This is a genomic window from Photobacterium aquae (genome assembly GCF_001029445.1).
Lineage (GTDB): Bacteria > Pseudomonadota > Gammaproteobacteria > Enterobacterales > Vibrionaceae > Photobacterium > Photobacterium aquae.
The window spans coordinates 15,046-30,315 of the sequence record NZ_LDOT01000003.1; the positions used below are offsets into that span (position 1 = coordinate 15,046).

Sequence of the window (15,270 nt, forward strand, 5' to 3'; positions counted from 1 at the left end):
AGGAATAATCAGAACAGTAATGGCGATGAAGAAACTGTTGGTTGCATCAATGCTGCTAGGCAGCAGTGTTGCGCAGAGTGCGGAACAATTTGTAGTAGATGATATCCGCTTTGAAGGTCTGCAACGTGTCACTCTAGGTGCGGCGTTGCTGCAGATGCCTGTTCGGGTTGGCGATACCATTGAGCAAAAGGATGTATCAGAACTGATCCAATCTTTGTTTGCGTCCGGCAACTTTGAAGATATCAAAGTGTTCCGAGATGGGGACGTCTTGCTGATCAAAGTGCAGGAGCGTCCAACCATTGCCAGCATTACTTTCTCTGGCAACAAGGCGATCAAGGAAGAGCAGCTCAAGGAAAACCTCGATGCTTCCCGTATCCAGGTTGGTGAGTCGCTGGACCGTACGACCCTGAGCAAGATAGAGAAGGGACTGGAAGACTTCTATTACAGTGTCGGTAAATACAATGCGTCGGTTCAGGCGGTTGTTACACCGTTGCCGCGAAACCGTGCCGACCTTAAATTCGTGTTTACCGAAGGGGTCTCGGCGCAAATTCAGCAAATTAACTTTGTCGGCAATGAGGTATTCAGCGATGAAGACCTACGCGATAAATTCAACCTGCAGGCTGATGTGCCGTGGTGGAATTTCTTCGCCGACAAAAAATACCAGAAGCAGGTATTGGCTGGGGATCTCGAAACCCTACGCTCTTTGTACCTCAATAATGGCTATTTGAAATACCGTCTCGATGCCACCCAAGTGGCTATTTCACCGGACAAGAAAGGGGTCTACATTACCCTTGATATCGACGAAGGCGATCAATACAGCATCAAGGATGTCCAGATTCGCGGCGAGTTGCTCGGTAAGCGCGATGAACTCGAACAGTTGGTAACGATCGAGGGCGGCGATATCTACAATGGCGCCAAGGTGACGGCATTGGAAGAGGCGCTCAAGCGCAAGCTCGGTGAGCTGGGCTACGCTTACCCACAGGTTAATACGATTCCCGATTATGACGATGACAGCCAGCAGGTATCGCTGATTGTTAATGTCGAGCCGGGTAAGCGTATCTATGTTCGTAATATCAGCTTTTCGGGCAATACCTCAACCAAGGACGAAGTACTGCGCCGTGAGATGCGTCAGATGGAAGGTAGCTGGCTTAACTCGCGCATGGTTGAGCGGGGCAAGGAGCGCTTGAGCAGAACTGGTTTCTTTGAAACGGTGGATGTTCAGACGGTCAGAGTGCCGGGCAGCGACGACGAGGTTGATATTAAGTACACGGTCAAAGAAGCCAATGCCGGTAATATCAACTTTGGTATCGGTTATGGTACCGAGTCGGGGATCAGTTTCCAGGCCGGTATTCAGCAGGATAACTTCCTTGGTACAGGTAACCGTTTTGGCATTAACGCCATGATGAACGACTACCAGAAGAACGTCAGCCTGGAATACCGTGACCCTTACTTCACCCTTGATGGCATCAGTCTGGGCGGCAAGGTTTACTATAACGAGTTTGAAGCGTCTGACGCTAATATCTCGGACTATACCAACCAGAGCTATGGCGCAAGTCTGACCTGGGGTTTCCCGTTCGATGAGCTAAACTTCTTCGAGTTCGGTGTCGGTTACGATCACAACAAGATCTCCAATACCCAAGAATACTACCAGATCGAGAAATTCAAGCGGATCCACGGCTTCAACATCGGTGATAACGTGATCGAGCTGGATGATTTCAACTGGTCGGTATCATGGACGCGCAACAACTTGAACCGCGGCTATTTTCCTACGGCGGGTAGCCATCAGCGGGCCTCGTTCCGTATGACGGTACCGGGTTCGGACGCCCAGTTCTTCAAGGCTCAGTACGATGTGCGCCAGTACTACCCGCTGACTAAGGATCATGATTTCAGCTTGTTGCTTCGCGGCCGCCTGGGCTACGGTAATGGTTATGGAACCACGGATAACGGCAGTGATCAGTTGCTACCGTTCTATGAAAACTACTATGCGGGTGGTTTCTCGACGCTGCGAGGCTTCCGTTCTAACACGGTAGGTCCGAAAGCGATTTACCTTGATTATTCAGGCGGTAACAACCCGAACTTGATCGGTACTGATGATGCAGCCGGTGGTAACGCCGTGGCATTGGCCAGTGTCGAGCTGATTGTTCCGACGCCGTTGGCATCGGACGAAGTACGTAACCAGATCCGTACGAGTGTGTTTGTGGATGCCGGTAGCGTGTGGGATACAGAATATGACTTGTATGATACCGATGCGAGATACATTCAGGACTATTCTGATCCGTCATTGATTCGTGCGTCTTATGGTGCTGCGTTGCAGTGGATGTCGCCGATGGGGCCGCTTGTATTCTCGGTTGCCAAGCCAATCAAGAAATACGAGGGTGACGATGAAGAGTTCTTCACATTCACCATCGGTCGAACATTCTAATTATTTGAGGAGATACCTTTTGAAACAGTGGATGAAAGCAGCAGGCCTGAGCCTTGTTATTCTATCGTCATCAATGTATGCCAATGCTGCTGAAGCTGCCCAGAAAGTGGGCTATGTCGCAACAGGTCAGGCCATGGGTCAGCTGGCTCAGCGTTATAATGTCGCTGAAAAACTGCGTAAAGAGTTCAAGGACCGTATCGACGAGCTGCGTGGTATCGAAGGCCGCATGAAGAGTAAAGTCGAGAAGATGAAGCGTGATGGCGAGCTGATGAGCGCCAGTGAGCGCACCAAAATCCAGCGTGAGTTGGCATCACTGGATGCTGATTACAAACTGAAAGCAAAAGCCCTTCAGGAAGATCAGCGCCGCCGTGGTGCAGAAGAAGAGCAGAAATTGGTTAAGAAAATCCGTACTGCGATTCAGGATGTTGCCAAGCGCGAAGGTTATGACCTAGTGGTTGATGCCAATGCTGTGCTTTATGCCAACCCGAAAGATGATCTGTCATCTAAGGTAATTTCGGCCGTTAAGTAAGGCTTTTGCCAAAACTGCCGAGAAAGAAGCGCTTAAAGTCGAAAGTATGGGGGGGACTTTGGTAAACTCCATCTTTCGACTTGTTTTGTTTTTATACCTACCTGGTTTGGCCGCCAGTTTTGATATGCTGGTGGGGAAAGGCGGGTTCAACGGGTCTTACCAAGCGGAATGATATTCTGGGTTTGCGAACTGGCAGGATAGAATTACCGGTTGGTATAACTACGCCAATAAAGAATAGATAATATAAAGGTTACGAATGGCTGGAATTACTCTTGCTGAAATCGCGGTAAAACTGGATGCAGAGCTGCGTGGAAATGGAGACGTGGTGATCGAATCGGTTGCTGCGATGGGACAGGCTGGCGAAGGTCAAATTACTTTCCTTTCAAACAGTAAATACCGCAAGCAGTTGGTAGATTGCGCGGCATCGGCGGTGATGCTAAAAGCCGATGATGCAGATAGCTTTGCTGGCAACGTGTTGATCATGAACGATCCGTACTTGGGTTTTGCCAAGGTTGCCCAACTGCTAGATACGACACCTGCTGCTGCTGTCGACATTGCGCCATCGGCTTATATCGCCGAGGATGCCGTTATCGGTGAAGGTGTGTCAGTTGGCCATAATGCGGTGATCGAGTCAGGGGCCCGTATCGGTGACCATGCCCAGATCGGCGCTGGCTGTTTCATCGGCAAAGATGCGGTTATCGGTGCCCGAACCAAACTGTGGGCGAACGTAACTATTTACCACCGTGTTGAACTGGGTAGTGACTGCCTGGTGCAGTCTAGTACGGTTATTGGTGCTGATGGTTTTGGCTATGCCAATGACAAAGGTGAGTGGGTCAAGATCCCTCAACTGGGCAGCGTCCGTATCGGCAACCGTGTTGAAATCGGTGCCTGTACCACCATTGACCGTGGCGCGTTGGAAGATACTATCATTGAAGACAACGTGATTATCGACAACCAGATGCAGATCGCCCACAACGTGCAGATCGGATATGGTACGGCGATGGCGGGTGGTACTATTGTTGCTGGCAGCACCAAAATTGGCAAATACTGTATTATTGGTGGTGCATCGGTGCTCAACGGCCATATTGAAATTGCCGATGGCGTGACCATCACCGGCATGGGTATGGTAATGCGTAGCATCGAAGAGAAGGGTATGTTCTCTTCCGGTATCCCGCTTCAGCCAAACAAAGAGTGGCGCAAGACCGCTGCGCGCGTCATGAAAATTGACGAGATGAACAAACGTCTTAAAGCTGTTGAGAAGAAACTGGCTGATTGATAGCGCGGACTATTCGTCAGTATCCACTTGCCGCGGCCGGCCCGGAGCGGGTCGCGTTGACTTCCAGCTGAACAATAATTTTAATCTTTGACAAGACAGGAATTCAGTTTTGACTAGCGAAAATAAAACGCTGAATATCACCGAGATTCAAGAGCTTCTTCCTCACCGTTACCCGTTCCTGATGATTGATCGCGTAACGCATTACGAAGAGGGCAAGACCCTGACGGCGATTAAAAACGTGTCGGTCAACGAACCGCAGTTCACTGGCCATTTTCCTAAAATGCCAGTATTTCCTGGTGTGATGATCCTAGAAGCGATGGCGCAGGCGACCGGCCTGTTGGCTTTCAAAACATTTGGTGCACCAGCGGAAAATGAGCTTTACTACTTTGCAAGTATCGATAACGCGAAATTCCGCAAGCCGGTAGGCCCGGGCGATCAGATGATCATCGAAGTGGAATTTCTGAAAGAGCGCCGTGGCATTGCGATGTTCAACGGTGTGGCCAAAGTGGACGACCAAGTGGTGTGTTCTGCTGAGCTGAAATGTGCAAGACGAGAATTCTGATGATCCACGAAACTGCGCAAATTCACCCATCAGCGGTGATTGAAGAAGGTGTGGTGATCGGTGCTAACACCACGGTTGGTCCGTTTACTTACATCGCGAAAGATGTCGTGATCGGCGAAGGCAACGAGATCATGTCCCACGTTGTGATCAAAGGTCCAACGACCATGGGTAACGAGAACCGTGTTTTCCCGTACGCCATCATCGGTGAAGAGTGTCAGGACAAGAAATACAACGGTGAGCCGACCCGCCTAGAAATCGGCGATCGCAATGTGATCCGTGAAAGTGTTCAGATCCACCGTGGTACGGTACAAGACAAAGGCGTGACCATTGTCGGTAACGACAACTTGCTGTGTGTGAACGCGCACGTGGCGCACGACGTGGTGATTGGTAACCATACCCATATTGGTAATAACTCGATTTTGGGTGGCCATGTCACTGTGGGCGATTACGCGGGCGTGATGGCGCTGTCGGCGATCCACCCGTTCTGTACCGTGGGTGCGTACAGCTACATCGGTGGTTGTTCGGCCGTCGTTCAGGACGTGCCGCCGTACGTATTGGCGCAGGGTAACCATGCCTCGCCATTTGGCCTAAACCTTGTTGGTCTGCAGCGTAATGGCTTCGAGAAGCCGGAACTGCACGCACTGCGCCGTGCATACAAGGAGCTTTACCGTTCAGGTAAGACACTGGCCGAAGTGAAGCCGGTGTTGGCTGAAATGGCAGAAGAATGGCCGTCGGTAGGGCTTTTCCTCGACGCTATCAATAATTCAGAACGCGGTATTATTCGCTGATATGACGAAGCCACTTCGAATAGGAATTGTCGCCGGGGAAATCTCCGGCGATATTTTAGGTGCCGGTTTTATGCAAGCCGTGCGTGCGCAGTATCCGGATGCGGAGTTTGTCGGTATTGCCGGCCCGCGGATGCAGGCCGAAGGCTGTGAAACCTTGTTTGACATGGAAGAGTTGGCGGTGATGGGGATTGTCGAAGTCCTAGGCCGTTTGCCTCGCCTGTTCAAGGTTAAGGGTGAATTGGTCAAGTATTTCACCGATAACCCGCCCGATGTGTTTGTCGGAATCGATGCGCCGGACTTCAACTTGCGCCTGGAGCGTGATTTGAAAGATGCCGGGATCAAAACTGTGCACTACGTCAGCCCGTCAGTGTGGGCATGGCGTCAGAAACGCATCTTCAAAATTGAAGCGGCGACCAATCTGGTCTTGGCCTTCCTGCCGTTTGAAAAAGCCTTCTACGACAAATTCAATGTTCCGTGTGAGTTCATCGGCCATACCATGGCAGATGCGATCCCGCTGGAAACCGATCAGCGCGCCGCGCAGCAACTGCTGGGTTTAGACAGCAGCAAACGCTGGCTGGCCGTGCTGCCTGGCAGTCGGGGTGGCGAGATGGAGTTATTGGCACCGCCATTCATTGAGACCTGCCGCTTGCTGAAGCAGCAACACCCGGATTTGGGTTTTGTGGTGGCCTTGGTAAACCAAAAGCGCCGCGCCCAGTTTGAGCAAGCGTGGCAGCATACAGCGCCCGAACTCGACTTTGTATTGGTGGATGATACTGCCCGCAATGTCATGATCGCATCGGATGCAGTGTTGTTGGCATCAGGCACGGTTGCCCTTGAGTGTATGCTGGTTAAGCGGCCGATGGTTGTTGGCTACAAGGTCAAGCCTTTGACAGCTTGGCTGGCTAAGCGGATGCTCAAGACCAAGTATGTCTCGCTGGCCAATATTCTGGCTGACCGCGAACTCGTACCGGAGCTGCTGCAGGATGACTGCACGCCGGAGAAGCTGGCAACGGAGGTTAACCGTTTCCTCGAGGCCGATAATAGCGAGCTGATGGCGGAGTTTACCCGCCTGCACCAGTTGATTCGCTGTGATGCTGACCGCAAGGCAGCTGATGCAGTACTTAAATTGATAGATAAGTAAGATGGCTAAAGAATTCGAACCTTTTGAGTACCCTCTCGCCAGTGCTATTGCTGGGGTTGATGAAGTGGGTCGTGGCCCGCTAGTGGGTGCGGTAGTGACAGCGGCGGTGATTCTTGATCCGGACAATCCGATTGAAGGGTTGACGGACTCCAAGAAACTGACCGAGAAGAAGCGCAACGTGCTGTTTGATGAAATCAAAGAGAAAGCATTGTCTTGGTCGCTGGGACGCTGTGAGCCGGAGGAGATTGATGAACTGAATATCCTTCAGGCAACAATGGTTGCGATGCAGCGCGCCGTGGCGGGGTTATCGGTGACACCGGACTTCGTTCTGGTTGATGGTAACAAGGTCCCCGATTTGCCGATGGCGGCGCAGGCCGTCGTCAAGGGTGATTTGCGGGTGGCAGAGATCAGTGCTGCTTCGATTTTGGCCAAGGTGACCCGTGACCGCGAGATGGAGGAGCTCGATGCCCAGTATCCGCAGTACGGTTTTGCCAAGCACAAGGGCTACCCGACCAAGGCGCATTTTGAGGCACTGGCCGAGCACGGCGTGATCGATCAGCACCGCAAGAGTTTCAAGCCGGTTAAACGTATTCTCGGTATCGAGTAATCCCGCGCTACACTTCATTATACCGACTGGCGGTTTTTTGCCCGCCCCCACGGGGGGAAAGCCGCTGAAGAAGATGGCGCTTTAGGCTATAATCGCCATCTTGTTTGTCACCAACGCAACTCTGGTAAGTCATGGCAGAACCTCGTTTTATCCACCTCCGTGTCCACAGTGACTTCTCTATGGTCGACGGCCTGTCTAAAGTCCCGCCGCTGGTAAAAAAAGTAGCGGAGATGGGCATGCCTGCCATGGCCCTGACCGATTTCACCAACCTCTGCGGTTTGGTGAAATTTTATTTTGCGGCGCATGGTGCCGGCATGAAGCCGATTATCGGCGCTGATTTCAAAGTCATGTCTGACGATATGGGCGATGAGCTTTGTGACTTGACCATCCTTGCTGCTGACAACGAGGGTTACAAGAACCTGACCCTGTTGATTTCTGAGGCCTACCAGCGTGGCCACGTCCAGCATCTACCGGTGATTGATAAGGAATGGCTCATTGGCCATAAGCAAGGGCTTATTCTGCTCTCCGGTGGCAAGAGTGGTGATGTCGGCAAGGCGTTGCTCAAGGGCAACAAGCAACTAACCGACAAATGCGTGGCGTTTTACCAGACGCATTTCCCTGATGCCTATTACCTCGAATTGGTACGTACCGGCCGTCCGGATGAAGAGGCTTACCTTCATTTTGCGGTGGAACTCGCCGAGGAGGCGGGCCTGCCTGTTGTGGCGACCAACGATGTACGATTTATCAAGGCCGATCAGTTCGATGCCCATGAGATCCGGGTGGCCATCCATGATGGTTATACCCTTGCCGATCCAAACCGGCCGAAACTGTATAGCGACCAGCAGTACTTGCGCAGCGAAGAAGAGATGTGTGAGTTGTTCGCTGATATTCCAGAAGCGATTGAAAACAGTGTTGAAATTGCCAAGCGATGCAACGTTACGGTTCGACTTGGCGAGTATTTCCTACCGAACTTCCCAACGGGTGATATGACCATCGAGGACTTCTTGGTCGAGAAGTCCAAAGAAGGTCTCGAACGCCGTTTGGCATTCTTGTTCCCCGATGAAGAGGAGCGAGCTAAGCGCCGCCCTGAGTATGATAAACGTCTGGAGATCGAGCTCAAGGTGATCAACCAGATGGGCTTCCCCGGTTACTTCTTGATCGTAATGGAGTTTATCCAGTGGTCGAAGGATAACGGGGTACCGGTAGGTCCCGGCCGTGGCTCGGGTGCCGGTTCGCTAGTGGCCTATGCACTGGATATCACCGACCTTGACCCGTTGGAATTTGACCTCCTGTTCGAACGTTTCCTTAACCCGGAACGTGTTTCCATGCCCGATTTCGATATCGACTTTTGTATGGATAAGCGCGATCAGGTTATCGACCACGTGGCCGAGATGTACGGCCGGGATGCGGTATCTCAGATCATCACCTTCGGTACCATGGCGGCCAAGGCAGTTATCCGAGATGTGGGCCGGGTACTTGGTCACCCGTACGGCTTTGTTGACCGTATATCCAAGCTAGTTCCGGCCGAGCCGGGCATGACCTTGGCCAAGGCGTTTGATGCCGAGCCGCAGCTTCCGCAGATTTATGACGCCGACGAGGAAGTCAAAGATCTGATTGATATGTGCCGCATTCTCGAGGGTGTGACGCGTAACGCCGGTAAGCACGCCGGGGGCGTGGTGATCTCGCCGACCACGATCACCGACTTTGCTCCGCTTTACTGCGATGCGGAAGGGGGCAACCCGGTAACCCAGTTTGACAAGAACGACGTGGAAACCGCCGGTCTGGTTAAGTTTGACTTCTTGGGTCTGCGAACCCTGACAATTATCGACTGGGCGCTGGGGATGATTAACCCGCGCCTAGAGGCGCAGGGTGAAGAGCCGGTCAATATCGCCGCGATCCCGATGGCCGATAGCAAGTCGTTCAATATGTTGCAGCGTTCGGAGACAACAGCGGTATTCCAGCTGGAATCTCGCGGGATGAAGGATCTGATCAAGCGCCTGCAGCCTGACTGCTTCGAAGATATGATCGCCCTGGTGGCCCTGTTCCGTCCGGGTCCGCTCCAATCGGGGATGGTAGATAACTTTATCGACCGTAAGCACGGGCGGGAGGAGATCTCTTACCCGGATGCGACGTGGCAGCATGAGTCACTGAAGGAAATTCTTGACCCGACCTACGGTATCATCCTGTATCAGGAACAGGTCATGCAGATCGCTCAGGTGCTTTCTGGCTATACGCTAGGCGGGGCCGATATGCTTCGTCGTGCGATGGGTAAGAAAAAGCCGGAAGAGATGGCCAAGCAACGGGCCACCTTTGAGGAGGGGGCGATCAAGAACGGCGTCGACGGTGAGTTGGCGATGAAGATCTTCGACTTGGTGGAGAAATTCGCCGGTTACGGCTTCAACAAATCCCACTCGGCAGCCTACGCGCTGGTGTCATACCAGACCTTGTGGCTCAAGGCGCATTACCCGGCAGAATTCATGGCTGCGGTAATGACCGCTGATATGGACAACACCGACAAGATCGTCGGCCTTGTTGACGAGTGTCTGCGGATGAAGCTCACATTGCTGCCGCCGGATGTTAACAAGGGCCTTTACCGTTTCAACGTTGATGACAACGGGGCTATTGTCTACGGTATCGGGGCGATCAAGGGGGTGGGCGAGGGCCCGATTGAAAATATTATTGCCGCCCGTGAAAAAGGTGGTCACTTCAAGGATCTGTTCGACTTCTGTGCCCGGATTGATACTAAGAAGGTCAACAAGCGAGTGCTTGAACGGCTGATCAAATCTGGTGCCATGGATCGCCTGGGCCCGAACCGTGCTACCCTGATGGCCTCATTAGACGATGCCATCAAGGCTGCCAGTCAACACCATCAGGCCGAGGCATTTGGCCAGACGGATATGTTCGGGGTGTTGACCGAGGCACCGGAAGAGGTTGAGCATGCCTATGCCAACATCCCTGAGTGGCCGGAGAGTGTCTGGCTAGAGGGTGAACGAGATACTTTGGGGCTGTATTTGACTGGGCACCCAGTCAATGCCTATCTGTCAGAGCTTAAGCATTACACGACTTGGCGACTGAAGGATGCCCATCCGACGGGGCGTGACAAAGTGGTGAGCGTGGCCGGGCTGGTGATCGCCGCACGGGTCATGACCACCAAGCGCGGAACCCGGATTGGTCTGCTGACTCTGGATGACCGCAGCGGTCGGATGGAGGTCATGCTTTATTCCGAGGCGCTTGACCGATACCTTGAGCTGATTGAAAAAGACCGTATATTAGTGGTTTCGGGACAGGTCAGCTTTGATGATTTCAATGGCGGCCTTAAAATGTCAGCCCGTGAAGTGCTTGATATCTCAGATGCGCGTGAAAAGCACCTAAGAGGGGTTGCGATCTCGCTCACTGAACGGCAAATTGATGAAAAGTTTTTTGAGCGTTTCAGCCAAGCGCTGGAACCGCACCGGGCTGGTACTGTGCCGGTCAATATTTACTATCAGCGCTCAAATGCGCGCGCCAAACTGACGTTGGGAACAGAATGGCGCGTTACCCCGGCAGATCAATTGATAGCAGATCTGAAAATGTTGCTGGGTGAGAAGCAAGTTGAGCTTGAGTTTAATTAATATAACCCGTTATGCGCCGTTAGGTGACGGATATGGGGAAAGGATTGAAGTGGTATGAGCCTGAACTTCCTTGAGTTTGAACAGCCGATTGCAGAGCTGGAAGCCAAAATCGAAGCACTGCGTGACGTGTCGCAGCGCGATGCATCGGCATCGGTGGATTTGGACAAAGAAATTGAGTCACTGGAAAAGAAAAGCCTTGAGCTGACCAAGAAAGTCTTCGGTGATCTTGGCGCATGGCAAGTGGCCCAGTTGGCACGCCATCCACAGCGCCCTTATACGCTGGATTATGTTGAGCATATCTTCAGCGAGTTCGATGAGCTGGCGGGTGACCGTGCGTTTGCCGACGATAAAGCATTGGTTGGCGGTATTGCCCGTTTGGACGGCCGCCCGGTGATGGTGATTGGTCACCAGAAGGGCCGCGAGACCAAAGAGAAGGTATTGCGTAACTTCGGTATGCCAAAACCAGAAGGCTACCGCAAGGCACTTCGTCTGATGAAGATGGCCGAGCGGTTCAAGATGCCAATCATTACCTTTATCGATACTGCGGGTGCGTATCCGGGCGTCGGTGCCGAGGAGCGTGGACAGTCAGAAGCGATTGCGACCAACCTCAAGGTGATGGCAGGCCTGAAAGTGCCGGTGATCTGTAACGTTGTCGGCGAAGGCGGTTCTGGCGGTGCGCTGGCGATTGGTGTCGGTGACTGTGTCAATATGCTGCAGTACTCAACTTATTCGGTGATCTCTCCGGAAGGGTGTGCGTCTATTTTGTGGCGTGACTCAGACAAGGCGCCGCAAGCCGCAGAAGCGATGGGGATGACTGCTGGCCGCTTGAAGGAGCTGGAGCTGATCGACAATATCATTGAGGAGCCGCTTGGCGGCGCGCACCGTAATGTGGAAGCGATGGCCCAGTCACTAAAGCAGCAGTTGTTGGCCACATTGGCTGAGCTTGACGCATTGGACACCGAGACGTTGCTTGATCGTCGCTACGAGCGTCTGATGAGCTACGGTTACTGCTAAGTACCGAGCGGTTAATTGTAATATGACGGGTCAGCACTAGATGCTGGCCCGTTTTTTTTGCCTTGTACCCTGCTACGCGATGGTACGGGCTCTTCTGGTATACTGGCCGGACTTGAAAAAGCGGATTGGCAAGATGTTATTGGACGTTTTGAATGAAGCGTTGGCCCGGTTTCCCATCGGCCAGCGTTATGTATTGGCCCTGAGCGGGGGATTGGATTCTCGGGTTTTGTTGGATCTGATGAGGCGCTTCTTGCTGCAAAATAGCGGGAGCTGTGTTGCTGTTTATGTCCATCATGGCCTGAGTTCGAATGCCGACCACTGGGCCGAGCAATGCCGGACATGGTCGGAGGAGGCGGGGATACCCTGTGTGGTCGAGCATGTACAGGTTGCCGTCGGTGCAGGGGTGAGTATTGAGCAGTCGGCCCGCGATGCTCGTTATCAGGCGCTGGCAAAGCATATCTGTGCCGGTGAGGTTTTGCTGACCGCCCAGCATGCCGATGATCAGCTAGAGACGTTCATCTTGGCGATGAAACGCGGTAGTGGCCCGGCGGGCTTATCGGCAATGCCGGCTTACACCCCATTCGCTAAGGGGACACACTGTCGTCCGCTATTGGGTATCCCCCGCTCGGTGATTGAATCTTACGGTTGTACATACGGCCTGTCTTGGGTTGAGGATGAGAGCAATCGTGACGAGCGCTACGACCGTAATTTCTTGCGCCACCGTATTACGCCATTGTTGACGGAGCGCTGGCCGGGGATACGCAAGGCGGTGGCACGCAGTGCCCAGCTGTGCGGTGAGCAGGAAGCATTGCTTCAGGAATTATTGGCAGATCGCTTAGCCCTAGCCATGAGGCCTGATCGCGGGCTGGAGATTGCGGAGCTCGGTAGCGAGCGGCAGGGGAAAGCACTCATCAGGCAGTGGCTCTCCGTGCTCGGGGCTCAAATGCCATCACAGGCTCAACTCGAACAAATTTGGCACAGCGTTGTGACGGCGAGGGAAGACGCTAATCCGCAGTTATGCTGGGCATCGCTCTCCGTCCGTCGATTCCAAAATGCCTTGTACTTGGTTGAGCAATGGCCGTCACTGGCCGGATGCGTACTTGAATGGCCTGGGGGAGAAAGGTGCGATCTGCCTTCGGGGTTAGGGGAATTGGCGTGGACGAGCATCGGGGAGATTGCTAATCCCCAAGCACGTTGGTCGGCCCGGATCCGTCGCCCTAGATCTGATGAAAAAGTGACGATCCGGTTCGAACCGGCAGGGTTGGACATGTGGCCGGCCGGCCGGGCTGGCCGTCGTAAACTCAAAAAGCTATTTCAAGAAGCTGGTGTACCGAGTTGGAACCGGCGGCGGATGCCCTTGGTCTTTTATGGCGACCAGTTAGTGGCTGTTGCCGGATTGGGTGTCAATCGGGATTACGTAGATGGTGAATGCGAACTCGTTTGGTATCTGCCATCAAAAAAATGCAATCAATGGCAAAAGAAGTCACAATAATATTGTCACTTATTATTACAACACGGAACTGGAAAAATAATAACGAGGAATGTATGAAGAAAGCCATAGTCATCTCAATGTTAGCTGCCGTGATTTCCGTACCAGCTTTGGCTGGTGATCCTGCTGCGGGCAAAGCCAAGGCTGCCGTTTGTGCGGCTTGTCATGGTGCAGATGGTATTGCTGTGATCCCTGGGTATCCGAACCTGAAAGGCCAGAATGAGCAATATTTGGTTAACGCGATGAAAGCCTATAAAAACAAGGAACGCAGTGGTGCCATGGCGATGGTGATGCAGCCTCAGGCTGCGATGCTTAACGACGAAGATATCGCTAACGTAGCGGCATATTTTGCTCAAATGAAATAATCTCACTCCTTCGACAAAGCGCCGGTTGATACCTTAGGAGAATATCAACCGGCGTTTTTTTTGTTGAACTATCACCATGTAAGAAAATATCACACTGCGTGGTGAGATTTTGAGCAAAGTCATTCTCTGTGGTTGCTTAATTTTGCAGAGCATATTATTGTACTAGCACGCTGATACATAAACGTTGTCTAGGAGTCGTTATGAGTAAACCATCCACGCTTGGGGGAGCATGTATTATCGCCAGTGTTTGCGTCGGGGCCGGGATGTTGGGATTGCCCAGCGCAGGCGCGGGGGCGTGGACGCTATGGAGCGTGATTGCTATTTCCGTCACCATGATCATGATGACCCTGTCTGGTTGGTTGCTGCTAGAAGCGTTGAAGCATTATGACTTCAAGTCGTCTTTCAACACGGTTGCGAAAGACGTGCTGAGTAAAAAAGTAAATTTTATCAATAACCTGTCGTTATATTTCGTGGGCGGTATTCTACTTTATGCCTACATCTCAACATCGGGCGATATTTTCAGTGGTATGCTGGGGGTGAGTAGTGAACTGGCTTCTGTCCTGTTTGTGGCATTGTGTTCGGCATTCGTGTTGCACTCAACCCGCGCGGTAGACCGTATTTCCATTGTGCTCATTTTGTTTATGATGATCAGTTTTGCCCTTGGGATCTCAGGTTTGGCGTCGCAAATCAGCGTACCTACGCTGTTCTCGGTCAGCGAGACAGAGACCTCGTACTCCGCGTATGCGCTGGCCTTGTTGCCAGTGGCACTGACCTCATTCGGCTACCACCATTCAGTGAGCACGATGCGCGACTATTACCAGGATGAGCACCGTGCGAAGAAAGCGATCCTTGCTGGTACTGCGATTGCACTGACATTCTATCTGGTATGGGTGATCTGTATTTTCGGCAACTTGCCGCGTGAGGCTTTTGGCCCAGTGGTGACAGCGGGAGGGGGTATCGATGCGCTGTTGTCGGCACTGACCAACGGTATTGATTCGACCAGCATCAAGCAGGCGTTGAATATCTTCTCGATTGCTGCCGTAGTATCTTCATTCATCGGTGTGGGCTTGGGTGTATTTGACTACTTGGCTGATTTCTTCGGTTTCGAGGATACCCGTAGCGGTCGACTAAAAACGTGGGCGGTGACTTTCCTGCCACCTTTAGTGTTCTCCCTGATTGCCCCATTTGGTTTTGTTACCGCCATTGGCTTGGCGGGTGCAGCCGCCACCATCTGGGCATGTATTATCCCGGCGATGTTGGCAAAAGCACTGCGTCAGCGTGTACCGGCACAAGAGGGTTTTGTGGTACCGGGAGGGAGTCTGACCATCAATGTGGTGATTGCATTCGGGGTTCTGACCGCAGCGTTCCACCTGTTGGCAATGGTCAATGTGCTACCCGTCTTTAGGGGCTAACCTGCCGCAGGGAATAAAAAACGGAAGCTGCGGCTTCCGTTTTTTTTGTGCCCA

Annotated in this window: 12 protein-coding genes; all 12 read left to right on the forward strand. The window is 52.6% G+C overall.

The window, feature by feature from the left end:
• Window positions 1-19: 19 nt before the first annotated feature.
• The 12 genes from bamA to ABT56_RS03885 all read left to right on the forward strand — a co-directional run bounded on the left by bamA (window position 20) and on the right by ABT56_RS03885 (window position 15,216).
• Entirely contained in the window at window positions 20-2,422 is a 2,403-nt protein-coding gene (bamA, locus tag ABT56_RS03830; protein ID WP_047877549.1) for an outer membrane protein assembly factor BamA, read from the forward strand.
• A gap of 19 nt (window positions 2,423-2,441) precedes the next feature.
• The gene (locus tag ABT56_RS03835; RefSeq protein ID WP_047877550.1) at window positions 2,442-2,951 is read left to right on the forward strand and encodes an OmpH family outer membrane protein; all 510 of its coding nucleotides are present in this window, start codon (window positions 2,442-2,444) and stop codon (window positions 2,949-2,951) included.
• 256 nt (window positions 2,952-3,207) lie between these two features.
• On the forward strand, window positions 3,208-4,227 hold the full coding sequence (gene lpxD, locus ABT56_RS03840) for a UDP-3-O-(3-hydroxymyristoyl)glucosamine N-acyltransferase (protein ID WP_047877551.1): 1,020 nt from the start codon (window positions 3,208-3,210) through the stop codon (window positions 4,225-4,227).
• Window positions 4,228-4,336: 109 nt separating this feature from the next.
• Window positions 4,337-4,789, forward strand: coding sequence for a 3-hydroxyacyl-ACP dehydratase FabZ (fabZ, locus tag ABT56_RS03845; RefSeq protein ID WP_047875842.1), 453 nt, complete (start codon window positions 4,337-4,339; stop codon window positions 4,787-4,789).
• Window positions 4,789-5,577 carry an acyl-ACP--UDP-N-acetylglucosamine O-acyltransferase gene (gene lpxA, locus ABT56_RS03850; protein ID WP_047877552.1) on the forward strand — a complete coding sequence of 263 codons (789 nt, stop codon included), beginning with the start codon at window positions 4,789-4,791 and terminating at the stop codon, window positions 5,575-5,577. The genes fabZ and lpxA overlap by 1 nt, the downstream gene beginning before the upstream one ends.
• Before the next feature lies 1 nt (window position 5,578).
• The gene (gene lpxB, locus ABT56_RS03855; RefSeq protein ID WP_047877553.1) at window positions 5,579-6,718 is read left to right on the forward strand and encodes a lipid-A-disaccharide synthase; all 1,140 of its coding nucleotides are present in this window, start codon (window positions 5,579-5,581) and stop codon (window positions 6,716-6,718) included.
• 1 nt (window position 6,719) lies between these two features.
• Entirely contained in the window at window positions 6,720-7,325 is a 606-nt protein-coding gene (gene rnhB / locus ABT56_RS03860) for a ribonuclease HII (protein ID WP_047877554.1), read from the forward strand.
• 131 nt (window positions 7,326-7,456) lie between these two features.
• On the forward strand, window positions 7,457-10,936 hold the full coding sequence (gene dnaE / locus ABT56_RS03865; protein ID WP_047877555.1) for a DNA polymerase III subunit alpha: 3,480 nt from the start codon (window positions 7,457-7,459) through the stop codon (window positions 10,934-10,936).
• A 54-nt stretch (window positions 10,937-10,990) separates the two neighbouring features.
• On the forward strand, window positions 10,991-11,950 hold the full coding sequence (gene accA, locus ABT56_RS03870; protein WP_047877556.1) for an acetyl-CoA carboxylase carboxyl transferase subunit alpha: 960 nt from the start codon (window positions 10,991-10,993) through the stop codon (window positions 11,948-11,950).
• Window positions 11,951-12,083: 133 nt separating this feature from the next.
• Window positions 12,084-13,442 (forward strand): tRNA lysidine(34) synthetase TilS, encoded by a 1,359-nt coding sequence (tilS, locus tag ABT56_RS03875; RefSeq protein WP_047877581.1) that lies wholly within the window; start codon window positions 12,084-12,086, stop codon window positions 13,440-13,442.
• 53 nt (window positions 13,443-13,495) lie between these two features.
• A complete protein-coding gene (locus ABT56_RS03880; protein ID WP_047877557.1) occupies window positions 13,496-13,804 on the forward strand; it encodes a c-type cytochrome in 309 nt (102 codons plus the stop codon).
• A 200-nt stretch (window positions 13,805-14,004) separates the two neighbouring features.
• Window positions 14,005-15,216 (forward strand): aromatic amino acid transporter, encoded by a 1,212-nt coding sequence (locus ABT56_RS03885; RefSeq protein WP_047877558.1) that lies wholly within the window; start codon window positions 14,005-14,007, stop codon window positions 15,214-15,216.
• The last annotated feature ends 54 nt before the right edge of the window (window positions 15,217-15,270 follow it).

Bases quoted from the DNA above. Each gene is read 5' to 3' on its own strand.
- bamA (WP_047877549.1), top strand. From the start codon at position 20: ATGGCGATGAAGAAACTGTTGGTTGCATCAATGCTGCTAGGCAGCAGT.
- lpxD (WP_047877551.1), top strand. From the start codon at position 3,208: ATGGCTGGAATTACTCTTGCTGAAATCGCGGTAAAACTGGATGCAGAG.
- lpxA (WP_047877552.1), top strand. From the start codon at position 4,789: ATGATCCACGAAACTGCGCAAATTCACCCATCAGCGGTGATTGAAGAA.
- lpxB (WP_047877553.1), top strand. From the start codon at position 5,579: ATGACGAAGCCACTTCGAATAGGAATTGTCGCCGGGGAAATCTCCGGC.
- rnhB (WP_047877554.1), top strand. From the start codon at position 6,720: ATGGCTAAAGAATTCGAACCTTTTGAGTACCCTCTCGCCAGTGCTATT.
- dnaE (WP_047877555.1), top strand. From the start codon at position 7,457: ATGGCAGAACCTCGTTTTATCCACCTCCGTGTCCACAGTGACTTCTCT.
- accA (WP_047877556.1), top strand. From the start codon at position 10,991: ATGAGCCTGAACTTCCTTGAGTTTGAACAGCCGATTGCAGAGCTGGAA.
- tilS (WP_047877581.1), top strand. From the start codon at position 12,084: ATGTTATTGGACGTTTTGAATGAAGCGTTGGCCCGGTTTCCCATCGGC.
- ABT56_RS03880 (WP_047877557.1), top strand. From the start codon at position 13,496: ATGAAGAAAGCCATAGTCATCTCAATGTTAGCTGCCGTGATTTCCGTA.
- ABT56_RS03885 (WP_047877558.1), top strand. From the start codon at position 14,005: ATGAGTAAACCATCCACGCTTGGGGGAGCATGTATTATCGCCAGTGTT.